Origin of the sequence: Candidatus Seribacter sulfatis (genome assembly GCF_964187635.1) — a bacterium.
Classification (GTDB): domain Bacteria; phylum Verrucomicrobiota; class Verrucomicrobiia; order Opitutales; family Seribacteraceae; genus Seribacter; species Seribacter sulfatis.
Genome location: NZ_CAXLMO010000039.1, coordinates 1 through 23,412 on the forward strand (window position 1 = coordinate 1; position 23,412 = coordinate 23,412).

22 protein-coding genes are annotated in these 23,412 nt (G+C 42.6%); 20 read left to right on the forward strand and 2 right to left on the reverse strand.

The window, feature by feature from the left end:
* Positions 1-156 (forward strand): flagellin (locus ACKPQ5_RS04635; protein ID WP_407677968.1); only part of this gene is annotated, 156 nt, incomplete at its 5' end.
* Here the strand turns inward: ACKPQ5_RS04635 and ACKPQ5_RS04640 are convergent.
* The gene (locus ACKPQ5_RS04640) at positions 153-1,367 is read right to left on the reverse strand and encodes a hypothetical protein (protein WP_407677932.1); all 1,215 of its coding nucleotides are present in this window, start codon (positions 1,365-1,367) and stop codon (positions 153-155) included. The two genes, ACKPQ5_RS04635 and ACKPQ5_RS04640, sit on opposite strands and share 4 nt — an antisense overlap.
* 112 nt (positions 1,368-1,479) lie before the next feature.
* Here ACKPQ5_RS04640 and ACKPQ5_RS04645 point away from each other — a divergent pair, with 112 nt between their 5' ends.
* From ACKPQ5_RS04645 to ACKPQ5_RS04655, 3 genes are all read left to right on the forward strand, one after another.
* Positions 1,480-2,013 carry a sigma-70 family RNA polymerase sigma factor gene (locus tag ACKPQ5_RS04645; protein ID WP_407677933.1) on the forward strand — a complete coding sequence of 178 codons (534 nt, stop codon included), beginning with the start codon at positions 1,480-1,482 and terminating at the stop codon, positions 2,011-2,013.
* Between the two features lie 84 nt (positions 2,014-2,097).
* Positions 2,098-3,198 carry a hypothetical protein gene (locus tag ACKPQ5_RS04650; RefSeq protein WP_407677934.1) on the forward strand — a complete coding sequence of 367 codons (1,101 nt, stop codon included), beginning with the start codon at positions 2,098-2,100 and terminating at the stop codon, positions 3,196-3,198.
* Positions 3,199-3,260: 62 nt separating this feature from the next.
* Complete coding sequence (locus tag ACKPQ5_RS04655; RefSeq protein WP_407677935.1) at positions 3,261-4,463, forward strand: PQQ-binding-like beta-propeller repeat protein; 1,203 nt, start codon at positions 3,261-3,263, stop codon at positions 4,461-4,463.
* A gap of 1 nt (position 4,464) precedes the next feature.
* Here the strand turns inward: ACKPQ5_RS04655 and ACKPQ5_RS04660 are convergent, their stop codons facing one another.
* Positions 4,465-4,854 (reverse strand): MarR family winged helix-turn-helix transcriptional regulator, encoded by a 390-nt coding sequence (locus tag ACKPQ5_RS04660; RefSeq protein ID WP_407677936.1) that lies wholly within the window; start codon positions 4,852-4,854, stop codon positions 4,465-4,467.
* A gap of 177 nt (positions 4,855-5,031) precedes the next feature.
* On the opposite strand from ACKPQ5_RS04660, the gene ACKPQ5_RS04665 reads away from it, so the two are divergent.
* Genes ACKPQ5_RS04665 through ACKPQ5_RS04740 form a run of 16 tightly spaced genes read left to right on the forward strand, consistent with a single transcriptional unit; the run spans position 5,032 to position 23,411 of the window.
* Entirely contained in the window at positions 5,032-7,344 is a 2,313-nt protein-coding gene (locus ACKPQ5_RS04665) for an outer membrane protein assembly factor BamB family protein (RefSeq protein ID WP_407677937.1), read from the forward strand.
* Positions 7,345-7,367: 23 nt separating this feature from the next.
* Entirely contained in the window at positions 7,368-8,882 is a 1,515-nt protein-coding gene (locus ACKPQ5_RS04670; RefSeq protein ID WP_407677938.1) for an outer membrane protein assembly factor BamB family protein, read from the forward strand.
* 23 nt (positions 8,883-8,905) lie between these two features.
* On the forward strand, positions 8,906-9,139 hold the full coding sequence (locus ACKPQ5_RS04675; RefSeq protein ID WP_407677939.1) for a hypothetical protein: 234 nt from the start codon (positions 8,906-8,908) through the stop codon (positions 9,137-9,139).
* A complete protein-coding gene (locus ACKPQ5_RS04680; RefSeq protein ID WP_407677940.1) occupies positions 9,139-10,848 on the forward strand; it encodes a sodium:solute symporter family protein in 1,710 nt (569 codons plus the stop codon). Before ACKPQ5_RS04675 ends, ACKPQ5_RS04680 begins: the two co-directional genes overlap by 1 nt.
* A 31-nt stretch (positions 10,849-10,879) precedes the next feature.
* Positions 10,880-11,956 carry a hypothetical protein gene (locus ACKPQ5_RS04685; protein ID WP_407677941.1) on the forward strand — a complete coding sequence of 359 codons (1,077 nt, stop codon included), beginning with the start codon at positions 10,880-10,882 and terminating at the stop codon, positions 11,954-11,956.
* A gap of 1 nt (position 11,957) precedes the next feature.
* Positions 11,958-13,391 carry an aldehyde dehydrogenase family protein gene (locus tag ACKPQ5_RS04690; protein WP_407677942.1) on the forward strand — a complete coding sequence of 478 codons (1,434 nt, stop codon included), beginning with the start codon at positions 11,958-11,960 and terminating at the stop codon, positions 13,389-13,391.
* A 17-nt stretch (positions 13,392-13,408) separates the two neighbouring features.
* Positions 13,409-14,641, forward strand: coding sequence for an iron-containing alcohol dehydrogenase (locus tag ACKPQ5_RS04695; protein WP_407677943.1), 1,233 nt, complete (start codon positions 13,409-13,411; stop codon positions 14,639-14,641).
* Between the two features lie 5 nt (positions 14,642-14,646).
* Positions 14,647-15,924 carry a beta-alanine-activating enzyme beta-propeller domain-containing protein gene (locus ACKPQ5_RS04700; protein WP_407677944.1) on the forward strand — a complete coding sequence of 426 codons (1,278 nt, stop codon included), beginning with the start codon at positions 14,647-14,649 and terminating at the stop codon, positions 15,922-15,924.
* The gene (locus tag ACKPQ5_RS04705) at positions 15,921-17,258 is read left to right on the forward strand and encodes a coproporphyrinogen-III oxidase family protein (RefSeq protein ID WP_407677945.1); all 1,338 of its coding nucleotides are present in this window, start codon (positions 15,921-15,923) and stop codon (positions 17,256-17,258) included. The genes ACKPQ5_RS04700 and ACKPQ5_RS04705 overlap by 4 nt, the downstream gene beginning before the upstream one ends.
* Positions 17,259-17,267: 9 nt before the next feature.
* Positions 17,268-17,819 carry a hypothetical protein gene (locus ACKPQ5_RS04710; protein ID WP_407677946.1) on the forward strand — a complete coding sequence of 184 codons (552 nt, stop codon included), beginning with the start codon at positions 17,268-17,270 and terminating at the stop codon, positions 17,817-17,819.
* A gap of 51 nt (positions 17,820-17,870) precedes the next feature.
* Positions 17,871-19,136 (forward strand): NAD(P)/FAD-dependent oxidoreductase, encoded by a 1,266-nt coding sequence (locus ACKPQ5_RS04715; RefSeq protein ID WP_407677947.1) that lies wholly within the window; start codon positions 17,871-17,873, stop codon positions 19,134-19,136.
* Entirely contained in the window at positions 19,133-20,428 is a 1,296-nt protein-coding gene (locus ACKPQ5_RS04720) for a glycosyltransferase family 4 protein (protein ID WP_407677948.1), read from the forward strand. The genes ACKPQ5_RS04715 and ACKPQ5_RS04720 overlap by 4 nt, the downstream gene beginning before the upstream one ends.
* A 10-nt stretch (positions 20,429-20,438) precedes the next feature.
* Positions 20,439-20,870 (forward strand): acyl-CoA thioesterase, encoded by a 432-nt coding sequence (locus ACKPQ5_RS04725; protein WP_407677949.1) that lies wholly within the window; start codon positions 20,439-20,441, stop codon positions 20,868-20,870.
* Between the two features lie 34 nt (positions 20,871-20,904).
* Positions 20,905-21,423 (forward strand): hypothetical protein, encoded by a 519-nt coding sequence (locus tag ACKPQ5_RS04730; RefSeq protein ID WP_407677950.1) that lies wholly within the window; start codon positions 20,905-20,907, stop codon positions 21,421-21,423.
* Between the two features lie 9 nt (positions 21,424-21,432).
* Positions 21,433-22,698, forward strand: coding sequence for a phenylacetate--CoA ligase family protein (locus tag ACKPQ5_RS04735; RefSeq protein ID WP_407677951.1), 1,266 nt, complete (start codon positions 21,433-21,435; stop codon positions 22,696-22,698).
* A 23-nt stretch (positions 22,699-22,721) separates the two neighbouring features.
* On the forward strand, positions 22,722-23,411 hold the full coding sequence (locus tag ACKPQ5_RS04740; RefSeq protein WP_407677952.1) for an ABC transporter ATP-binding protein: 690 nt from the start codon (positions 22,722-22,724) through the stop codon (positions 23,409-23,411).
* The last annotated feature ends 1 nt before the right edge of the window (position 23,412 follow it).

The following is a 23,412-nucleotide window of genomic DNA, read 5'->3' on the forward strand; positions in this document are numbered from 1 at the left end:
GAAAAATCCCTATCCCGTATCGAGGATGTTGATATGGCAATCACGGCAAGCAGGCTGGCCCGGGCGGAAATAAAGATGCAGTCCACAACCGCTATATTTGCACAGGCTAACAAATTATTTAACCAAAGAAATTATGTGGATGAGTTACTATCTTAAGGAACTATTGTAAAGACTACCCCTTGTTTCACATTTTGCCATCTTTGAAAATCGGCTGAAAAGATAGCTCTTTTTTCATCGAGTTGACTTTTTACAGATTTTAATAATTTGAAGCGTGGATGAAGCGAGTGAATATCGTTTTTCATCATTTCTAAATCCAAAAGTTTTTTTTGTAGTTGTATTTTTTGCTCCAAAGCAGTTCTCGATAATTCTTTAATATGCTCTATTCCCATTGCGAGTTCTTGATTAAGTGAGGCTTTTAATTTTGTCAGATTTTTAGTAACTTCTTTTTTCAAAATCGGTTCCAAATCTTGATTAACAAGCATTCTTTGTAATCGATCAATACTGGTAAGAAATTCTTCTACAGATCCAAAAGTAGATAGTTCGTTGATGGTAAGATATTCATTTGGATCTTTCTTACTGAGATGAATTTTTTCGATTTCTAAGAGTGCGGCAACATACGAATTAATTTCGTTTGTGGTCTGTATGAGTTCAGAACGGATCGCGATTTCTTCGATCGATTGGCTTGAGCTGTTTTCATTTTCCTCTTGTATTTGTTCGGCCAATTGTAATTGATTTTGCTCCAACATTGTAATTTCCTTTCGTTGCTTGAGTAACTTATTCACAAGTGGTTTATCTCTTGATTCTTGTCCTAGATCTCTCTTGTAGGTGTCAATAATCGCTTTAGCGAGGAGAGTTGATGCTTTGCTCGAGTGCCCCCGGACTGTTAATAACAACTGATTCTTGGCCTTAATCTCTAAAGCAATTGAGTAGAGTGATTGCAAAATTGCAGATTCGGGTTCTGAAAAAAAATCATTTATAAAAGGACTAAAAATTAGTTCCTTCGCTGTTGGGTTTTTATCTAGAGTTTCCAAAAGCGAGGCAATGAAAGTATCCCCCTTAATGGCTTCTTTGTGCATATGGGCGAAATTGGAATTCTTATGCAATACCTCAAGGATTATTTTTGTTTCTGCCCAGGCGTTTGATTTTTCCAAATGGGCACTTTCTTGCAGGAACGGGGTGGAAGAGTTCATCTCATTCTTTTCCGTAATCTGCTCTTTTAATGCGATTAAGGAATCTTCATATGCAAGGGCAGAATCTTTTTCGATTTGGTCGTAATAAAAGCCAACCCCAAAAACAGTTAAAGTAATCAATATAAGCAATACGCTTTGCCACGGATGCATGAGAATAGTAAAAAAAACATTTAGCATTAATGCAACAAGTTATCACACCTCCAATGAAAGCCATCCTGGGTGGTTGCATTCGGTGGGGAGGTTGCATTAGGTTGACAAAAGAATTTATTCAATTTTCCATGTAGTTGTTTTGGAAGAAGATCCTATCCCTTTTGACTTTTCAAGAAAGTTAACTGCATTGCAGAGACCCCTGTACGCCTACATACTTACGCTTCTTCCGAATCGGACGGAGGCAGAGGATGTTTTACAGGAGACAAACCTCATTCTTTGTCGAAAAGCAAAAGAATATGACCCGGATGGGCATTTTCAAGGATGGGCATTTAACATCGCTCGGTATCAAGTGATGGGCCATATGTCAAAATTCAAGCGCAGTAAATTATACTTCAGCCCCGATTTGATCGAAAATCTCGCAGAGGAATCGGCTGATATAATACAGATGGACTTATCCCGGAAGGCACTGCAAATTTGCTATGAACTACTGCCAAAGCACATGAAAGCAATGGCGCAGTTACGGTTTAGAGAGGATAAAAGTTTAAGTGAAATATCCGAGGCATTGAAACGACCTATGGGTTCTGTTTCGGCCACATTACATCGAATTCGTATCAATTTAATTGCCTGCGTAAAAGAAAAAATTCCCTCCATAGAGGCAGAAATGGATTCATAAAAAGTCTTCTGCAAAAAGAAAGTCGAATTTTTTTGTAAGAAAATTCCGGTTGGTGCTAAGTACTTGTATACCAACTTTTATCCTATGAGAACTTACCCCAATAAATTATCTGAGGTTGAATTGTTAACATCCAAGATTTTGGATGATAATTTTACCGAAGAAGAACTACACCGATTAAATAGCCTGTTGAAGGGGAGTAAATCGGCACGAACGAGGTATTCAGAATTAACGATTCAAGATTCATTATTGCATTGGGAGTCAGTAGATTATTTGGAAACCGCAAATTCGGGGAACGGTCGATCTTCAATTATTACTTTTCCCGTTATCACTTCAATTGCGGCAGCAATAGTCGCATTATTTGGAGTATGGCGTTTTCACACGACCGATGTAAATCCTGGTCTGGATGCAAAAGAAGTCGCACTTTACACAAACCAAGCTTCTCCCGGCAAAAGTAATTTTCCGGATCTCACTTCTTTTCCAAACTTAACTTTTGAGCAATCTGACACCGCACAATCTTCCCCATCACTTAATTTACCGTTTAATTCCCAACTCGCCAGGTCGGTAGTCGCTCGAAATGATGCTGCATATGGAATAGAAATTCTGAGAAAAAATAAAAGTTTCGGAGTGGGAGGAGTCGTTGAATTTGCGAATGATATTTCCAGTTGGAAAAGAACGGAACATCTTTCAGTGCCTGCAGAGAATGGTATTTTACCAATGGAGGGGGAAGAAATGATAAAATTCTCCTCGATGAATGTAGATGTGCATGCACAAGTTGCTGAAATTTCGGAGACTTTACAAATCCTAGATGTAAGGGAGGTAAGCCAAGAAGACAAAGACATGACTGCCTATCTCCAGACCAGTTTGTATTTCAACAAAGGCGTGAGCATTGCCGGCGACTCCACAGAATTTGCACTCTCTTTCCATGCGATTGCAAGTGACGCGAATAATGAAAATACTTCGATTGGGTATCAGGACTATTTACTAGATAGCGATGTGAATCCCTCCACTTGGGAGGAACTGAAAAAAGACTTCATGCTACCATCCGGAACCGAATTTGTAATCGTTTCTATGACTGCAAAAAAAGAAGGTCCTAATGCACTGCTTCCTGATATTGGAGGACACTATGCAGATGGGCTTTCGATCAATCTCTTGATTGATCGAAAAGATACAATCGGACCGCTCTGATAAAAGCATAAAAATATTCGGTTGTTCTTGACAACGAACATGCCTGAGGAATGGTGAGGGGCATGAAATTTCTTCTTTTTTTTCTCTTTTTGACCCAAGCATATGGGGGTACATGGCCAAATTTTGGCGGTCCTCTACGTAATCAAATTTCGGATGAGAAAGGATTAAAAACAGATTGGGAGGAGGAAGAGCCAAAAAGATTATGGGAACTTAATATTGGCCTCGGTTATTCTTCAGTAATAGAGGTGGGTGGGTTCGCTTACACGCAGGGTCATTCAGAGGGTCGAAATACATTATATTGCGTTGAAGCGTTGACCGGTAAAGAAATTTGGCAACACAGTTATCCCTGTGAAAAAGCACCAAAGTTTTTTGACGGTGGGAGCCGTGCCACTCCCACAATAGCAAATGGAATTTTATACCTAGGTAGTCACGAGGGAGACTTTTATGCCTTAGATGCCAAGAGTGGCCAAATTTTATGGACAAAAAATTTGATAAAGGATTTTGATGGAAGGCGACCAATGTGGGGGTATTCTGGCTCTCCATTAGTAGTTAAAAGTAAGCTAATTCTAGAGACGGGTTCGGCGAATGGCTCATTAGTCTGCTTAGATGCCAAAAAGGGTGATGTGATTTGGAGGAGTGGGGAAAATGAGGCGGGATATGCTTCGCCCATGCTTAATTCAAAAAATGAAATTCTTATTTTTAATGAATTTGGGATTGTCAGTCACGAAATTCTCACAGGAAAAGTAATAAAATCGTATCAGCATAAGACCCGTTATGGAATCAACGCAGCACAACCAATGCTTTATGGAGATCGTATCCTGATCAGTTCTGCATATGGAAAAGGAGCTGCTTTGGTTGATTTTACAAAACGGGTTCCTACTGCAATATGGGAATCAGAATCTTTCTCATGTCAAATGGCGAGTTTGGTGAAAAAAGGGCAGTATGGCTTTGGAATACATGGGCAAGCGGGTGGGCGCTCTGAACAGTCAAAACTTTTTTGCATAGACCTGGCGACCGGTAAAGAGAAATGGAGTGAAAAAGGCTTCGGACTTGGTACAGTACTTCTTGTACGGGATACGCTGGTCATTCTCAGTGATCGCGGAGAATTGTGTTTGGCGGAGGCAAATAACAGGCAATTTATCGAATTGGCTCGATTCCAAGTTTTATCAGGAAAAAATAATTGGACTCCTCCCACTTATCTAAATGGAAAGATGCATTGTCGAAATTCCAAAGGAAATTGGGTTTGTTTGAAGATGGGGGAATAAATTATGTATGATCGATCGGTAGATTTCTTTCTTCATTGATTCGCTCCGACAATCGAGTAAGCAATTCAAGGAAATGTTCTTTTTCATTGGAAGAAAGACAAGAAAGAGCCTCCGACTCCAATTTCTCCGCAATTTTTTTCCCTTTGTGGAATAAGGAACTCCCAAGTTTAGTTTGAAAAATATTTTTTTTCCTGTGGTCCGTTGCATTGGCTTTTCTTCGAACTAAATTTAATTGCTCCATTCTCTTCATTAAGCCGGCAATGTTATTCGAGTCAGTAAACATCAACTCGGCAAGTTTTACCTGCGATATTTGCCCCGCAGGAAATTCATGAAGCCAACGAAGGGCAATGTATTGATCGGGGGTAAGTCCTACCGTTTTTACCCGTTTCATAAAAGTACTGTTTAACTTATTCCAGCACTCTCTAAGTAGCGGAGGTAATCTTTTGGGTGTTTGAATGAGCGGTTTCACCTTGAATTATAAAATAGTGTTTTTAGACCTTCGGTATTTGACAATATAGTACATACAAGTACTAATTTAAAATAAATCCACATTAATCTGAATTATCCAATGATTTATCAAATATTTACCACTTGCTTGATCTTTACTTTTCTTTCCAGTTGTTCTCCGGTTAGCAGTTCCAAGAGGGTTTCTAAGGAAGAGGTCAAAACACTCACCATGGACCAGGATTGGCTTTTTTGGCGTGGGCCGGACGGAAGCGGAGTCTCTAAGCAGACCAATTTGCCTGATATTCTTAGTTTAGATGATGAATCTCTTTTGTGGAGCCACGAAATACAAGGCGGTGGAGTACCCGTAATTGCTGGGGGTAGGGCATACCAATTCGGTTATTATGGGGTAGAAGAGGAGTTGAAGGAGGCCTTGGTTTGCTTTGATGCGGCATCCGGTGAAATTCTTTGGGAGCGTACTCATAGTGATTTCATAAGTGATATTGTTTATAATAGATATGGAGTAGGAGCCGCTTCGGTCGATCCTGCTACTGGAAATGTTTACTTCCAAACTAGTCCAGGATTATTAATTGGGTATGACTCGGATGGAAATAAGTTATGGGAGCGTTCATTAATGGAGGAGTTTGCCCGACTAACATTTCCTAATGGGCGGACAGGTGGGCCTTGCGTGGATGGAGATTTAGTGATCATTCACGCAATTACCGCTAATTGGGGCAAACAAGGACCTGCGCGGGATCGATTTTATGCATTTGATAAAAATACTGGAGATTTAGTTTGGTCATCGACTCCTGGAATTACCCCGAAAGACAGTTCTTTTTCGCCTTTAACATTTGAAGATTTGCCAAGTGGAAGAAGAGTCTTTTACAGTGGAACGGGTTGCGGACATGTGGTTTGCATCGATGCACGTACTGGACAGCCTTTGTGGCGATTTCAGATGTCGTACGGAGGAGTCAATTCCGGAGTAGTGATTCACGAAAACTCTGTGATTGCGGTTCACGGTAAGGAAAATATTGATTCTTCCACCATTGGCAGAATGGTCGCGATTCAAAAACCCAAAAAACTTCCCTTGTTAAATGAAGAAATTCTAATTCTTGGAAAAGAGGATGAGGTTTGGAGGAATAATTCAATGGAAGCATTTACGAGCACTCCAGTTTATAAAGATGATCGAGTCTATTCTACGATTAAACGCGGCGAACTCATTTGTTTAGATGCTGGTACAGGAGAAGAAATCTGGACTTTAAAATTGGCACCCGATCAGGTTCATGCCTCCCCCGTTTGGGCGGATGGAAAACTTTTTGTTCCCATGTTTGACGGTCAAGTTTCAGTAGTGAAGGACACAGGTCAGGAAGGCGTTATATTAAGCCAGGTTCAACTTGATGGTTCGTGTTTAGCGGGTCCGGCAGTGGCGCACGGGCGAGTATTTGTTCAATCCAAAAAAAGACTTTATTGCTTTGGTTCTAATAAAGTCGCTCCTGCATTTATTTCCCATCAATCAGAAAAAGAACTCAGCAGTCAAAAAGCCGTTTCCTTGCAAGTAATTCCTGCAGAGTTTGCGCTTAAGTCAGGAGATTCACTCGCCTTTAAGGTTTTTTCTTTGAATGAGAATGGCCAAAGAATTGCTGAAATCAAAGAGGGCTTAAGTTGGGCAAAATGGATTCCGCCAACTGCAAAAGTTCAATCTAAAGTAGATGCAGAAATAAGGCCTAACGGAATCTTGGTAGCCGAAAAGGATGCCACGCTTTCTGCAGGTGCTATTCGGGTAAGTAAGGGTGACTTGCACGGGGTTACTCGAGGCCGGATCCTACAGGACTTACCCTATGAAGAAAATTTTGAGGAAGGATTTTCATTAACCCAGAAAAGTTCGGACCAAATCCCATTTTCTTATGCTCCCCTTGCCTGGCTTGGAGCAAGAATGAGATGGCAGGTACAGGAGCTATCAGGAAATTTAGTGGCCGGTAATACTTTGGATCGAATTTTATTTCAACGGGCTATTAATTTTGTTGGGCATAAGGATATGAATAATTATACTGCTGAAGCCGATGTTATGACAGATGGGGATCGTCGTATAAAATCAAATATTGGGTTAATTAATCAGCGTTATATATTTGCATTGATTGGAAATGGGCAAAAGTTAGAAATTATTTCAAACTACGATCGATTTAGGCATTCCGTCCCGTTTTCTTTTAAGACAAATATTTGGTATACACTAAAAACCCGGGTTGACATTCTCGAGGATGGAACGGGCATGATTCGGGCTAAAGCTTGGCCAAAATCGGCCGAAGAACCAGACCAATGGACTATCGAGGTGGCACATGAAACTCCCCACTTACAAGGTGCTCCAGGTGTTTATGCAATGTCACCTCAGAGTAAGAAGAAGGTATATTTCGATAATTTGTCTATCCGCTATAACAATTAATTTAAATCTCTATGAAATTACACATGATCAATAAATCAACAGTCCCACTCGTTATATTCCTTTTTTCGATGTCCAGTTTGCTCGGCGCAGATTGGCCCATGTGGGGAAAAGATGGAAGTAGAAATATGGTCTCCGATGAAAAGAAAATTACTTTCGATTTCGTGGCGGGTGAAATGAGTGACGATGAAGTGGTGGATATGAAAACCACGAAAAACCTTAGATGGGTGGCGAAATTGGGATCTCAGGCATATGGAAATGTAACCATTGGAAACGGTTGTGTATTTGTCGGAACCAATAATGAGTCGCCCCGCGATCCAGGAAAAAAAGGAGACCGAGGAGTAGTGATGTGCTTGGATGAAAAATCGGGCGAATTAAAGTGGCAATTAGTTATACCCAAGCTCGGTGCAGGAAAGGTGAGTGATTGGGAGTATATTGGCATTTGTTCCTCTACCGCAATAGACGGCGATAAAGTTTATGTTGTTACAAATCGCTGTGAGGTAGTCTGTTTGGACATTCATGGTTTAACTAATGGAAATGACGGTCCCTTTAAAGACGAGGCATCCTATATCAAACCAAAGGGGATGTCAGATGCTCTGAATGAAAAATTAGATGCTGATATCCTTTGGATGTATGACATGCGGGACGAATTGGGAGTTTTTCCGCACAATGTAACGAGTTCTTCTCCGGTAATTATTGGTGATACAGTATATGTTGCGACTTCTAACGGGGTGGATTGGTCACATACGAACATACCCAGCCCACTTTCACCGAGTTGGATTGCCCTCAACAAGACCACGGGTGAATTAATTGGGGAAGATGGTTCCGGAGCAAGTGAAAATGCACTACATGCGGCTTGGTCTTCATTAACCTATGGTAATGTCGATGGGGCTGAAATTTTGATATGGGGCGGAACGGATGGATTTTGTTATGGTTATAATAACAAAACAGAGAAAGATGCCGATGGGTATGATTTGTTTCAACCCATCTGGAAGGTTGATTGTAATGAACCCAATTACCGCAAAGATTCGGACGGAAAGAAAATTCCTTATGCCACTCCTCCTGGACCAAGTGAATTAATTGGGACGCCAGTTTTGTATGAAGGAAAAGTGTACTGTGCGATCGGTCAGGATCCAGAGCATGGAGATGGGGTCGGGAGACTCTCCTGTATCGATGCAAAGACGGGCAAAATAGTCTGGAAATACACAGATGTGGGTCGAACCATATCCACGGTATCTATTGCCGATGATTTGGTCTACATCGCAGAATATGCCGGGCTAATCCATTGTGTAGATGCAAACACTGGAAAAGTATATTGGACCCACGATTCATTTAGCCGGATTTGGGGTTCCACTCTCATTGCCGATGGAAAACTTATTTTAGGAAATGAGGATGGCGATTTATTGGTAATGGATCATGGAAAATCGAAACCGAAAGTGAAGACAATAAACATGGGTGCTCCTGTTTATAGTTCCCCTGTCGTTGCAAACGGCGTTCTTTATATCGGTACGCAAACACATCTATACGCAATCGGAAAATAGAGGTGAATTCTTTATCCAGCCTAATGAAAAAAAGAGTTATTTGGTTCCTTTTCCTACTTCTTTTCATTGTGCACCAAGATTTTTGGTGGTGGGATGATGCCTTTCTTGTTTTTGATTTCTTACCAATAGGATTAGCTTTCCATGCCGGTTTTTCAATCGTGTGTGCAATTTTAGGTTGGGCAGCAATTAAGTATGCATGGCCGCACGATTTGGAACGATTTGCCGAAGAAAATAACGACGAGGAGAATGCCATATAATGACTACCCTAATTGTAATAATTCTTTACCTGTGCTTACTACTTGGACTAGGTTTTTTTAGTAGTCGTTTATTTAGGGGTACGAGCAAAGACTACTTCGTTGCAAGCCATAGTATTGGGCCTTTTTTACTGTTAATGAGTGTTTTTGGTACAACTATGACCGCCTTTGCATTAGTTGGCTCGACTGGAAAATCTTTTGAAAGAGGGATCGGAACTTATGGTTTAATGGCTTCGATCAGTGGTCTTGTACATGCTGGTATATTTTTTCTTATTGGGATTCGATTGTGGGCTTTTGGGAAAAAGTATGGATATATTACTCAAATCCAATTTTTTCGGGCTCGGTTTGAATCAGATGGGTTGGGCTATTTACTTTTTCCAATTCTTGTATTGCTCGTTGTTCCTTATCTTTTGATAGGAATAATTGGAGCCGGTAAGACGATCGAGCCGGTTACCGCGGGTGCATTTACAGAAATTTTTACCAACCCTACCGCTCCCCAATGGCTGGGGGGGATACCTCCCTGGCTAACCGGCTTAGTTGTTTCCCTTGTCGTTCTGACTTATGTCTTTATGGGGGGGTCCAGAGGGGCCGCGTATGCGAATACATTTCAGACAATAGTTTTCATGGTGATGGGAGTAGTCGCTTTTGTATATATCATTAATGGATTAGGGGGAATGGAGCAGGCGGGTAAGGTGCCGGCACGAATAACCGAGAAGGGAATAATTGTACAAGATTATCAATTTGATAAAACCACAAAGGAGTTGGTAAAGAATGAAAAACCAAAACCGATTGGACGGGTTACCGATTCAACCACTGTTGATTTATCAAATAAGCAACCTCACTTAGCCCGTACCCCAATCCAGGTGGAATTCAAAAAGAAGAACCCAAAAACAGGAGTAATTTCTTCGTTTGAAAGAGAGCTCGGAATTCCTTTCATTACCTTTTTATCCTACTTCTTTATACCGCTAAGCGTGGGAATGTTTCCCCACCTCTTTCAACATTGGCTTACTGCGAAAAGTGCCAAAGCATTTCGTTTAACCGTAATTGCTCACCCTCTGTGTATTATGGTGGTTTGGGTGCCATGCGTGTTAGTCGGAGTGTGGGCATCGGGAGTGCTTCCGCCCGGTATTCCTCCTCCCGCAGTGTTATCCGCCATGCTTAATTTATTAGTTGGAGATCCCGTGCTAACTGGGCTTTTAACGGCAGGAGTTTTGGCTGCAATCATGTCGTCATTGGATTCTCAATTTCTTTGTCTTGGAACCATATTTACCAATGATATTGTGATCCACCGAGCGGGAAAAAATAAGTACAGTGATAAACAGGTGATATTGATCGCCCGTGTATTTATTGTGGTCATTGTTGCCCTGACTTATGTCCTCGCCATGTGGGCAAAAAATGCCAACGTCTTCGATCTCGCGATTTGGTGTTTTAGCGGATTCTCAGCTCTTTTTCCGGTCGTTTTTGCAGCTTTATATTGGAAGCGGGCAACAAAAGAAGGTGCATTTGCCAGTATCATTGCAGCTCTTATTTCTTGGCTTTATTTCTTTCACCTTTCTGGGTACGGAGGTGAATTGGTGATTGGCCCAGGTATTATTCCAGCCGCAGTTTGTTTTGCCGTGGCAGCAATCGCAATGGTTCTTGTTTCCCTGCTGACAAAACCACCAACGGAAGAAACATTACAAAAATTTTTCCCCTCGGCCAAAAAATTGTAAATTTATTAAATCCTTTTTTAATGGAAACATTATGAGTATAGATGAAAAAGTTAAACATGCGGCAGACGAGCTTGATGCTCATGTTGTAGAAATGATCAAGTGGCATTTTTCGCCAGATACAGGATCTCCCTTTTGGCTTGATTGGGCGAAAGAGCAAAATTGGGATCCCTTGAATGAAATCAAGAACTTTGAGGATATTTGTCAGAAATTCCCTAATTTTGAAGATGAATGGTTGAGGGATCTGCCCAATGAAGTATGGGTTCCCCAACCTTACAAGGGAAAACCTTTTAATATATTTGAAACAGGTGGGACTACAGGTATGCCCAAGCAAAGAATTGGTTGGGACGATTTTCGTATTGATTACACTGCATTCTCCGAAACATTAAAAGACGAGCATTTCCCGCGTGATGATTATTGGATGATGGTCGGTCCTACTGGGCCGCGTCGCTTACGACTCTCGATAGAGCACCTAGCCAATGAGCGAGGTTGTTCGTGTTACTTTGTTGATTTAGACCCGCGATGGGTGAAGAGATTGATTGCGAGTAAGCAATTTGATCAGGCCCGGGCCTACATGGACCATGCCGTGGATCAGGCCTTAACAATTCTGAAGCATCGAAAAGTAAGTGCATTATTCACCACACCGAAATTACTTGAAGCCCTGGCGGAGAGAAAGGATTTGATAAAAGCAGGAATTAAGGGCGTTTTTTGTGGAGGTACTACCATGGACAAGCAATATGCCCGATTTTTAGTCGAGGAAGTATGTGAAGGCGGAAAAATCGGATTTGTACCCACTTATGGAAATACCTTAATGGGTCTTGCCAGGCACCATCCATTTGGTGCAGAAAATGACTACTCAATCGCGTACTATGCTCCACAGCCAAGGGCCGTTCTTCGTGTTATTAACCCCGATACAAATAATACTGTCGACTACGATTCTTGGGGTCGGGTCGAATTAACAACTTTAACGAAAGAATTTTTTATGCCCCGATTTTTGGAGCGTGATGAAGCTTTACGTCGAAAACCTTGGAGCGAGGCTCCATGGGACGGGGTCGCAGAAGTTCGCCCTTTCGGTGCAATGGAAAAAAATATTGTAGAAGGAGTATATTAATATGAATACACCCCATATACCGTGCTTACGTCTTGGAAAAGAGTATCGTAGCTTTAACGAATCAGAAGTAAAAGATTACCGTAACGGTGCGGTAAAAGCTACTATGAGCCAAGTCAATGCCGGCGTAATTCGAAGAGATCTATTAAAGATCGATCAAGCACGTGAGGCACTGCAAAAGTTTACTACCCGAGAATTAATTGATATTAGTGCAAAGGCTGGTGAGTTATTTCTGAATGGAACTCTTCCGCTGGGAGAAGGGGGAAGGTCACAAAGTGGGCAAGATTATCTGGAAACGCTTTCAGCCACCAGTGGTTTACCCCATGTGATGGTAAAAAGAAATATGGATAAAATTCATTATGCTCTTACCCATGTGGAATTAATTTTGAATGGGTTGACCCGCGGGATTGATCCTTCGATTCTAGATCGAGGTTTTGGAGAACAGGCAGGATCTCCCGTATGTTTTTATCCCACAACCAATGCATTGGGCTTAGTTATGCCAAGTAATTCGCCGGCAGTAAACTCACTATGGTTGCCCTCAATTGCACTAAAAATTCCCATTATTATGAAACCGGGTCGGGATGAACCATGGACCCCTTTCAGGCTTATTCAGTCATTTATTGCCGCAGGTTGCCCACGGGAAGCCTTTGGTTTTTATCCCACTGACCATGAGGGTGCGGCGGATATTCTTCGACTTTGCAATCGAGCATTGATTTTTGGAGATAAAAGCACCACTGATTTATATGCGGGCAATCCCGGAGTACAAGTACATGGACCAGGTTTTAGTAAAGTACTGATTGGGGAAGACGAAATTGAAAATTGGCCTGACTTTATTGACGTTATGGCATCCTCTATTTCAGATAATGGTGGTAGAAGTTGCGTAAATGCATCCGCTATCATTGTTCCCAAATATGCAAAGGAAATTGCGGACGCTCTTGGTAAAAGGTTGGGTTCCCTAAAACCGCTACCTGTCGATGACCCGAACGCGGTACTTTCTGGATTTGCAAATCCTAAAATGGGCGAATGGATAGATGGTGCAATCGATGCTGATTTATGCCAGAAAGGGGCGATCGACACTACCGCGATTTATCGTACCGGACCCCGTCTATTACAAGCGGAGGGTGGAACCTATTTATGTCCCACAATTGTCTATTGTGAATCGATGGATCACCCGCTTTCTAACCGCGAGTTCCTATGTCCCTATGCGAGTGTAGTGGAAGTTCCTCAACCAGATATGCTCAATGCAATAGGGCCTACCTTAGTTGTTTCTGCTATCACAAAAGATGAAACATTTAAGAGACAATTACTTTCTGCATCGAATATCGAACGATTAAACCTTGGCCCAATCTCCACAATGAAAATATCTTGGGATCAGCCTCACGAAGGAAATATGTTTGAGTTTCTCTACAAGCGCAGATCAATCGGAATGGCAGCATAATTGACTTTCCATTGCCAATGATAGATTCACACGCAGATGATGTAAAAGGAGATTCTTTTTTTATTGATGGCGAGAAGGCTACTCAAAAAATTATTTATGGAAATGGGGTAATTAATAAGGCGGGGGAAGTAGCTAAGGAATGTGGAAGCAATCTCTTACTTGTTACTGACTCCGGTTTATCTTCTGCGGGGCACCCTCAAAAACTAAAAGAGATTTTCGAACAATCGAATTTGAATGTTACTCTTTTTGACAAGTCTATCGAGAATCCAACTGAATCAAGTGTGCAAAGTTGCGTGCAGGTAGCAAGTGAAGCACATGTTGACTTAATAGTGGGACTGGGAGGAGGAAGTTCTATGGATACTGCAAAAGGATGTAACTTCATTCTTAGTAATGGAGGCAGGATGTCAGACTACTGGGGTATTGGCAAAGCCAGCCAACCAATGCTCCCATTTATTGCAATTCCAACTACCGCGGGCACTGGAAGCGAATGCCAGTCGTTTGCTTTAATTTCAGAGGATCAAACTAATAAAAAAATGGCTTGTGGGGATAAGAAAGCACTTCCTAAAATTACCATTCTGGATCCAGAATTAACTCTTTCTTTACCGAGTTCGGTTACAGCCTGTACTGGAGTTGATGCACTGGCCCATTCGCTTGAATCTTTAGTGACAACTAAAAGAAATCCCAGTTCCAATCGACACGCTCAACTTGCTTTTGATTTAATTCAGAAAAACCTACCATTAGTTTTTGAAAACCCTCAAGATTTAAAAAGTAGGGGAGCGGTATTGCTGGGTGCTTCCCATGCGGGTGCCGCAATTGAAAGAAGTATGCTTGGTGCTGCCCATTCAATGGCGAATCCATTAACCGCAAGCCGTGGAGTGATCCATGGAATTGCGGTGGGCATGGTACTGCCTCAAGTTATGAAATTTAATGCAGAACAAGAGGAGACTAATCGTATTTATGCGGAGGTTGCAAGAAAGTCGGGACTGGCAGGGCCGAATAGCCTAGATTCTGAGGCAACAAGAAATCTCATTGCCCGGGTATGTGAAATCTTGAAGTTAGCTAATATTTCATCCTCGTTAGAGGATTATGGTTTTGTACCTTCAGAGATAAACTCTTTAGCCGCTGCCGCTCAAGAGCAATGGACAGCCAGTTTTAATCCACGATCCATTAATTCAAGTGATTTCAAAAATCTTTATTCTCTTCTTTTTCCGACTGCTACTTGTGAAAATCAGGTCGCTCAGGCAAATTGATTCCAATGAGGAATAATATACTAGTACTCTTTTACGCTCTCTTGTTCATTGTAAGTGGTTCAATTATAGCAAAAAATAAACAAGCTGGAATTGATTGGCCCCGCCATCGGGGTGGAGCTGAATTGAGAGGAATATCACAAGCTAAAATCGGAAAAACTCTTGAGCTTGATTGGGAGTTTAAAACAGGCGATTTTCTTAAATCATCCGTCGTTGTTTCTGGGAACCTTGCTTTCATAGGTGCCGAAACGGGTACCCTTTTTGCGCTATCTTTAGATAATGGAAAGGAAGTGTGGAAATACAAAACGAGTCTTGGGATTGACGCTCCTCCCTTGGTTCATGAGGGCGTCGTTTACACTGGGTCAACAGATGGCTTTCTTTATGCGCTTGATGCTAAAAGTGGGAAGTTAATTTGGAAATATGAAACGGGGGGTGAAATTATGGGGGCGGCCAATCAGGGAATTCGCCCTACTACAAAGGACTCTGTTCTGGTGGTTGGGAGTTATGATAATTTTGTTCATTGCGTAAATGCTAAAACAGGTAAGGTGGTTTGGACATTTGAAACGCAAAACTATGTAAATGGAGTACCGACTATTTCGGAGGGCAAATATGTGGTTATCGGGGGATGTGATTCCGTGCTTTATGTGATAGGGCTAGAGGATGGGAAATTAGTTCGGTCCGTAGAAGTGGAGGCCCCTATTGCGGCTTCAGTCTCGGTTTCCGACGGAATTGGTTATGTGGGAAATATGGACAGAGCGGTCATGGCTTTTGACCTGAAAACGGGAGACATCGTATGGAATTATCGGCAGAAAAGTTTCCCCTACTTTTCATCCCCTGCGGTAACTAAAACCCAGGTTATAATTGGTGGACGGGATAAAGGACTTCATTGTATTAACCGAATTTCGGGAAAGCAGGATTGGCGCTTCTCGGCACGGGGCCGAATTGATAGTTCGCCAGTTGCATCCCCTGCGGTAACTAAAACCCAAGTTATAATTGGTGGACGGGATAAAGGACTTCATTGCATTAACCGAATTTCGGGAAAGCAGGATTGGCGCTTCTCGGCACGGGGCCGAATTGATAGTTCGCCAGTTGTTTCGGGCGATAAAGTAGTATTTGGCTCAATGGATGGAAAACTATATCTTCTTTCAATGAAAGACGGAAAAGAAATTTCATCTTATGAAGTGGGAGAGCCAATTTCATCAACTCCAGCGGTAGTAAATGAAAGAATTCTAGTAAGCTGTGAAGATGGAAATGTGTATGCCTTTAAAGTAAAATTAATCAAATGAGCGATTCAACTTTTATTAAACCTGACTATCAGACTGAAGATGAAACAAAGGCAGGGAATTATTTTGTTTCAAATTACCCTCCTTTTTCTTTTTGGAATGATGAGGATGTTCCCTGCGTAAATAGCATGATTAATAGTCCCTCCCAGGGAACTGCACCATTGGGAATTTATTATCATGTTCCCTTCTGTCGAAAGCGCTGTCATTTTTGCTATTTTAAAGTATATACAGATAAAAACTCGAATGATGTTCGCCGCTACCTCTCGGCCACGATTGAGGAATTGAGGACGTATTCTGAGTCACCTTACTTGCAGGGGCGTAAGCCTAAATTTGTTTATTTTGGTGGTGGTACACCATCCTATTTATCGGCCCAGCAACTTACCGAATTAACCGATCAAATGAAGGCAATCTTGCCATGGGATGAAGCTGAGGAAGTCACCTTTGAGTGCGAACCGGGAACGCTTTCGGAGAAGAAGCTTAGTGTAATCAAAGAATTTGGAGTGACCCGATTAAGTTTAGGGGTCGAGAATTTTAATGATCATATCTTAGGAATTAATGGACGGGCCCATCGCTCGAAAGAAGTTTTTCGAGCTTATGAATTCGCTCGGGGACTTGGTTTTGATAATATTAACATCGATTTGATTGCAGGCATGCTCGAAGAGACTGATGAAAATTGGTCTGATTGTGTGGATCAGGTGGTAGATTTATCTCCGGACTGTGTCACCATTTATCAAATGGAAGTACCATTTAATACCGGGATTTTTAAAAATATGAAGGAGGAGGGCAAGTTAAGTGCTCCTGTAGCAGACTGGCCAACTAAGCGTCGCTGGGTTGCAGAAGCGTATGAAAAATTGGAAAAAGCAGGTTATACGATAACCAGTGCTTACACCGCAGTTAAAAATCCAGAAACTACAAAATTTATTTACCGTGATCGATTATGGTCGGGTGCTGATATGGTTGGCCTGGGGGTATCTTCTTTTGGACATTTGGGTGGTATTCATTATCAAAATATTACCAATATCGATCATTATTGCGACTCCGTGGAAGCTAAAAAAGCTCCCGTTCGACGGGCACTAATGACTCAGGAAGAAGAACGTTTTATCAGGGAACTTATTCTGCAATGGAAATTGGGCCGGGTGGACAAAAAATATTTTCAAAAAAAGTTTGGTATATCTGTAACCGAGCGATTTTCATTAATTATTACGAAGTGGAAAGAAAATGGTGACCTGATAGAAGAAGGAGACTATCTTGTTCTTATACGCGATGCACTTTTACGAGTAGATTCTTTACTTCATCAGTTTTTCTTACCTCACCATCAAGATGCTCGGTATGTGTAAGCGATTGTAATGGCAAATTTATCAAATTTTTCTCCTGACCTTCTTTATCCCTTGAGCTTTATTCGTCGGGCTCGCGGGATTCCGAAATTATCTTTTGAGGAAGTGGACCCCCAGGAAATACCAGATCCCTATTATTCTTTATTAGTACATGAGGGAGACATGACATCCCGGTTGGAAGCATTTCATGAAGATGAAATTAAGGTCCGAAAGTTAAGTTCTTCCAGTGATGGAAAAGCTTATTTTCGAGAAGTTGTACTGCACGCGGAAAACGCTCAGAAAGCGACAGAATATGGTGCAATTGAAATTACCCTGCAGAACTTGGAGGAAGAACTGAGAACAGCAGTAATCGAGGCTCAACGACCCTTGGGGGCGATTCTAAATGAAGCCCGCATTCCCTACTCCAGTGCGCCTCGGGCGTTCCTGAAAATAGTTCCCGACAATGCAATTGTCGACGCATTTGGCTCCGTGGAAGCGGATTATTTATATGGTAGAAGTAATGAAATTACTTCTTACAATGGCGATATAATAGCTCGCATTGTAGAAATATTACCCTCTCTTTGATTAGTTTCTATATTTGTAAAAACAGAAAACCTGACTTGAATAAATACTATCATGATATCCCTTAAAAAAAATTATGATGCAATCGTTGTGGGAGCTGGACCTGCTGGTTCCACAACCGGAGCACTGCTTGCAGAAAAAGGTCGCGACGTATTGATCGTGGAAAAAGAAAAATTCCCCCGTTACCATGTGGGAGAATCATTAATGCCATTTTGTTATTTTCCGCTGGAAAGACTGGGCTTGATTGATACCTTGATGGAGTCTGCAAATCCCCGAAAATACTGTGTCCAATTTGTTCGACAAGACGGCTTTCTTTCGCAGCCCTTTTATTTTTTCCAGCACTTCGACCATCCATCCTCTACCACTTGGCAGGTTTGGCGTTCTGAATTCGATAAAATGATTCTCGACAAAGCACGATCAAATGGTGCTACAGTCATGGAGGAAACGAAAGCCAAGAATTTGATTAAATCGGGCGATCGAGTGGAAGGTATTACAGTCGAGTCCGAAGAGTTTGGATCATTAGAATTACGGGCACCAATTGTAGTAGATGCTTCGGGCCGGGATTGCTTTGCTGCACATAAACAAAAATGGAAGATTCGTGACCCGGAGCTTAAAAAGATTGCACTGTGGACATATTATAAGGGTGCTAAGCGCGACCCCGGGTTGGATGAAGGCGCAACCACGGTTGCTTACCTGCCCAACAAGGGATGGTTTTGGTATATTCCATTGAGCGGTGATATGGTCAGCGTCGGGATTGTGGCGGAGCGGGATTATCTTTTTAATGGATCGACCAAGGATCACGAGGAAATTTTTCAGCGTGAAGTATTGAATAATGAATGGATTAAGGAACATTTGGCCGAAGCCGAACAAACCGGGGAATATCGTATTACCGGAGAATACTCTTACCGTAATCGTTACTGTGCAAGTGAGGGCCTTGTATTAGCTGGTGATGCACTAGGATTTTTAGATCCAGTTTTTTCTTCAGGCGTTTTCCTGGCCTTGAAAAGCGGTGTCATGCTTGCCGATGAAATTGATCTGGCTTTGGATGCCGGCGATCTTTCTGCCAAAAGTTTTGATCGATACGGAAAACGAATGCAATCCTCCATCGAGACGATGAGAAAAATTGTCTATGCATTCTACGATCAGGATTTTAGTTTTGGAGACCTTGCCAAAAGAGGTGATCATTTACGTGCTGCCCTTACTGATTGTTTGATTGGCAATGTGGACGATAATGAATTCCGAGAACTCTTTGATGCCATGTCTGACCTTGCCGACCTTCCCGAGCCAGTGGAGCATGGTTTGACGACTGCTTCCTCGTGAAGCTTGCTTTCCTTACCCCGGGAACGGGGAATTACTACTGCGGTGTTTGCATGCGTGATAATTCCCTCGCCCGTTGCTTGATTGATGCTGGGCATGAGGTTACCATGCTTCCCACTTACCTGCCTCATTTTTTGGATGAAGAACCTGCCGCCGATGAGTTACCTATTTTCTTTGGTGGAATTAATGTCTACTTACAACACAAGTTCTCTCTCTTTCGCCATACCCCCGCCTGGATGGACAAGGCACTTGACAGTAAGTGGCTGCTAAAGAAAGCCGCAGCGAAAAGCGGTATGACATCCAGTAAAGATTTGGGTGAAATTACGCTCTCTACTTTTCGGGGAGAGGATGGGCCTCTTGTTAAAGAAGTACGCAAGGTGGTGGACTGGTTTCACGCTCACGGAAAACCAGATGTTATTCTTCTCTCCACGATCATGCTTGCCGGGATTGGTAAGGTTCTGCGTAGGGAACTAAACATTCCCGTTTTTGGATTTTTACAGGGTGAAGATTCCTTTCTCGATTCTCTGCTTCCAGAGTACAGAAACCAAGCCTGGAAACTTCTTAGAAACGATGTCAGGGAATTGAATGGTTGTATTTCACCAAGCCGATATTTTGGCGAATTTATGGCGACCCGGTTGGAGTTGGAACCGGCAAATGTCCTGCATCATCCAAATGGGATTACCACAGATGGATTTTCTTGTAATGAAAATGTGGTTTCCCCCCCAACGGTTGGATTTCTTGCCCGTCTTTGTCCGTTGAAAGGATTGGATATTTTAATCGACGCATTTCTTATTTTAAAAAAGTCTAGTAAGCATACTGACTTGCGGTTAGAAATCGCAGGTGGAATGACAGGGGAAGATGAGCCTTTTGTTCAGGAACAAAAGGACAAACTCGAGAATGCCGGTCTTTCTGCATGCAGTACTTTTCGACCCAATATTGAACGCGATGAGAAACTCAAATTATTAAGGGGGCTCAATGTGTTTTCCGTTCCTTCGCGCTACCCCGAAGCGTTTGGGCTTTATGTAATCGAAGCGCTGGCGGCAGGTACTCCGGTTGTGCTTCCAAAAAGTGGGGCATTTCCGGAAATTGTGGAGGATACGGGTGGGGGAATTATTTATGAGGAAAATAATCCCAGTGACCTCGCCATTGCACTCGATCAAATATTAAAAGATTCAGAAGTTTCAAAAAAAATGGGAATTTTCGGTCGTGATGTTGTCATGGAAAAGTATTCCAACGAAAAACTGGCAAAATCTTTGGTCGATAATATTCTCGCCCCTGCAATAGCGACTTCCTAATACTGAGAACATGGCAATTGAATTTTCTATCACCCGACGCGTTGAATTTAGCGAGACTGACCTGGCCGGCATCATGCACTTTACCAATTTTTATCGCTGGATGGAAATTTGCGAACATGAATTCCTTCGCAGCGTGGGATTATCCGTGGACATGGAAGATGAGAATGGACGCTTTGGTTGGCCTCGAGTCAAAACATCCTGCCGATTTAAAAGACCTCTTCGTTTTGAGGAGGAAGTGGAGGTGAAATTAATCATTACCGAAATTCGGGATAAATCAATTTCCTACGCCTTTCAATTTTGGAAGGATGAAAGCGGAAAACGGGTAAAAGCTGCAGTCGGAGAAGTCGTGGCTGCATGTGTTAGTTTCGACCAAGCATCGGGGTCAATGGCCCCGATTATGATTCCGGAAGTAGTTCTCGAAAAAATAAATGTTCAGTCGTGAAACTATATTTAAAACAGATGAAAAAAGGATTGTTATGAATTTTTTATATTATGCATTAATTACAGTTGTTTGTTGGGGAACCTATGGTGTTTGCATGCACATTGGCTCAACCAATATGGGAGATAAGGAAAACGGACGAATCATGGCTTTCTTATGGGTCGGGTTGGCATACTTCCTGACCGCAGTGGTCGCACCTCTGATCATTCTTAAGCTGAAAGGGGGTAATATTGCTTTTTGGGCGTATCCGACCAAGGGTTGGCAATGGTCACTAATTGCCGGGACTCTTGGTGCAATTGGAGCATTGGGGGTATTACTTGCTTTTGGAAAAATGTCTTCTCCTGCTTATGTTCCGGTCATTATGTCGATTATTTTTGCGGGTGCACCGATGGTCAATGCAGTGGTAAGCACTACTAAGGAAGGAAATTGGTCCTATGTGAAATGGCCTTTCGTGTTGGGGATTGCGATGGCTGCCTTTGGTGGCTACTTGATTACCAAGCATGCACCCAAGCCGCCGAAGGTGCCCTTAGATACGGTCGCGACTAAACCCTCCTAAGGTTGAGCCATGGAACAATCGGCTGATTTAAAATCTGCTGATCAACCAGATACAATTCGCTGGCCAAAATTTCAGGCCATGTTGGGTGAGTTGGTGGAAAAAAATAGTTTTCAACAATCTCATTGGCCTCAAATTAAGAATGTGAGTCAACTGAATGGATTTGTCCAGTTTCAGGAGCAGTGCCCTTTTACCACCAAGGATATGTTGGCCAAAGACCGGATTGATAATCCGCCCTACGGAACTAACTTAACCTACCCCTTGAATCAATATACCCGTTTCCACCAGACCAGCGGAACTTTGGGAGTCCCAATGGCCTGGTTGGACACGCCGGGTGATTGGCAATGGATGTTGGGAAATTGGGACTTGGTATTGGAAAATGCAGGTGTACAAAAAGGGGAAAAGTGTTTTTTCGCTTTTTCCTTCGGTCCTTTTTTAGGCTTTTGGACCGCCCATGATGCGGCTACTAAGAGGGGTTGCTTGTGCATACCGGGTGGAGGTCAAAGCAGTGAGCAGAGATTAAAAACGATTCTTGAGCAAAAAGCGGATCATCTTTTCTGCACTCCTACTTACGCTCTTCGATTACCCGAGGTTGCGGAAGAGGCCGGAATAGATTTATCGGATAATCATTTACGCTCGATCATAGTTGCGGGCGAAACGGGAGGAAGTCAGCTGAGTTTCCGGGAGAAAATCGCAACACAGTGGCATGGGGTAAAGGTAATTGACCATTACGGGATGACTGAGGTGGGCCCGGTGGCCTATGAGATTCCGGGTGGGCAGGGTGGATTGCGTATTATTGCAGATAGTTACTTCCCTGAAGTCGTCGATTCAAAATCTGGACTCCCGGTTGCCGAAGGTGCACTAGGGGAACTCGTTCTTACTACCCTTGGACGAACTGGCTGTCCCGTTTTGCGCTACCGAACGGGTGATTTGGTAAGATTGGAAACCGGGATGGACCAGCAAGGAAATCCAATATTTGATCTGATTGGGGGAATTTTAGGGCGTACGGATGACATGGTTGTGGTACGCGGAGTAAACCTGTACCCGGCATCCGTGGATGCGGTAATTCGAAGATTTAACCAGGTTCGTGAGTATCGCGTATACAAAGAAAATACTGGTTCAATGGTTGAAATAAAAATTAAAGTGGAGGCGGAACCCGAAATTGCAAAATTAGTGGAAACGGAGTTAAAGGATGCTTTCTCTCTTCGCATTCCGGTTCAATCGGTGGAGGAAGGAAAATTGCCCCGTTTCGAAATGAAGGCAAAAAGATGGGAATAGAATCAATTTAAACGTATCAATTTATGGAAACATTTTTACAACTTACTAATATATCAAAATCCTACCCGTCTCCCGAAGGGGAAGAAAGAGTGGATGTTTTTGGCGAAGTTAATCTGGAAATACCCAAGGGTTCATCGGTGGCCATTGTCGGACCTTCCGGGTCGGGTAAGAGCACGCTTCTTAACTTGATTGGTACTCTGGATAAACCCGACGGTGGAGAAGTTTATGTGGATGGACGGTCGACGGGAAAGTTTACCGTGGCAGAGGCGTCTGAATTTCGTAATCAATCAATCGGGTTTATATTTCAATCTCATCACCTGCTACCTCAATGTACCGTGATGGAGAATGTAATGGTTCCCGCATTGGCCGGATTTGGCAACTTAACGGGAAAGGAACTGCAAAAAAGGGCGATGGAACTATTGGATAAGGTCGGACTTTCCCACCGGGTGAATCATCGGCCGGCTGAAATTTCCGGCGGTGAAAAGCAACGGGTCGCAGTGGCGAGGGCTCTAATCAATCAACCGGACTTGCTTTTAGCGGACGAACCTACCGGGGCCTTGGACAAGATGAATTCAGAAAGGCTGATTGAATTATTGGTTGAATTGAACCAAGCTCTTGCGCTGACCCTTTTGATGGTTACTCATTCTCCAGAGATTGCCAGGCAGATGAAGACGACCTACTTGATGGACGAGGGAAAACTGACCGAGTTTTGAA

What these genes read in the sequence shown, in the direction of transcription:
- ACKPQ5_RS04640 (WP_407677932.1), bottom strand. Translation starts at nt 1,367, where the DNA reads ATGCTAAATGTTTTTTTTACTATTCTCATGCATCCGTGGCAAAGCGTA.
- ACKPQ5_RS04650 (WP_407677934.1), top strand. Translation starts at nt 2,098, where the DNA reads ATGAGAACTTACCCCAATAAATTATCTGAGGTTGAATTGTTAACATCC.
- ACKPQ5_RS04655 (WP_407677935.1), top strand. Translation starts at nt 3,261, where the DNA reads ATGAAATTTCTTCTTTTTTTTCTCTTTTTGACCCAAGCATATGGGGGT.
- ACKPQ5_RS04660 (WP_407677936.1), bottom strand. Translation starts at nt 4,854, where the DNA reads ATGAAACGGGTAAAAACGGTAGGACTTACCCCCGATCAATACATTGCC.
- ACKPQ5_RS04665 (WP_407677937.1), top strand. Translation starts at nt 5,032, where the DNA reads ATGATTTATCAAATATTTACCACTTGCTTGATCTTTACTTTTCTTTCC.
- ACKPQ5_RS04670 (WP_407677938.1), top strand. Translation starts at nt 7,368, where the DNA reads ATGATCAATAAATCAACAGTCCCACTCGTTATATTCCTTTTTTCGATG.
- ACKPQ5_RS04675 (WP_407677939.1), top strand. Translation starts at nt 8,906, where the DNA reads ATGAAAAAAAGAGTTATTTGGTTCCTTTTCCTACTTCTTTTCATTGTG.
- ACKPQ5_RS04680 (WP_407677940.1), top strand. Translation starts at nt 9,139, where the DNA reads ATGACTACCCTAATTGTAATAATTCTTTACCTGTGCTTACTACTTGGA.
- ACKPQ5_RS04685 (WP_407677941.1), top strand. Translation starts at nt 10,880, where the DNA reads ATGAGTATAGATGAAAAAGTTAAACATGCGGCAGACGAGCTTGATGCT.
- ACKPQ5_RS04690 (WP_407677942.1), top strand. Translation starts at nt 11,958, where the DNA reads ATGAATACACCCCATATACCGTGCTTACGTCTTGGAAAAGAGTATCGT.
- ACKPQ5_RS04695 (WP_407677943.1), top strand. Translation starts at nt 13,409, where the DNA reads ATGATAGATTCACACGCAGATGATGTAAAAGGAGATTCTTTTTTTATT.
- ACKPQ5_RS04700 (WP_407677944.1), top strand. Translation starts at nt 14,647, where the DNA reads ATGAGGAATAATATACTAGTACTCTTTTACGCTCTCTTGTTCATTGTA.
- ACKPQ5_RS04705 (WP_407677945.1), top strand. Translation starts at nt 15,921, where the DNA reads ATGAGCGATTCAACTTTTATTAAACCTGACTATCAGACTGAAGATGAA.
- ACKPQ5_RS04710 (WP_407677946.1), top strand. Translation starts at nt 17,268, where the DNA reads ATGGCAAATTTATCAAATTTTTCTCCTGACCTTCTTTATCCCTTGAGC.
- ACKPQ5_RS04715 (WP_407677947.1), top strand. Translation starts at nt 17,871, where the DNA reads ATGATATCCCTTAAAAAAAATTATGATGCAATCGTTGTGGGAGCTGGA.
- ACKPQ5_RS04725 (WP_407677949.1), top strand. Translation starts at nt 20,439, where the DNA reads ATGGCAATTGAATTTTCTATCACCCGACGCGTTGAATTTAGCGAGACT.
- ACKPQ5_RS04730 (WP_407677950.1), top strand. Translation starts at nt 20,905, where the DNA reads ATGAATTTTTTATATTATGCATTAATTACAGTTGTTTGTTGGGGAACC.
- ACKPQ5_RS04735 (WP_407677951.1), top strand. Translation starts at nt 21,433, where the DNA reads ATGGAACAATCGGCTGATTTAAAATCTGCTGATCAACCAGATACAATT.
- ACKPQ5_RS04740 (WP_407677952.1), top strand. Translation starts at nt 22,722, where the DNA reads ATGGAAACATTTTTACAACTTACTAATATATCAAAATCCTACCCGTCT.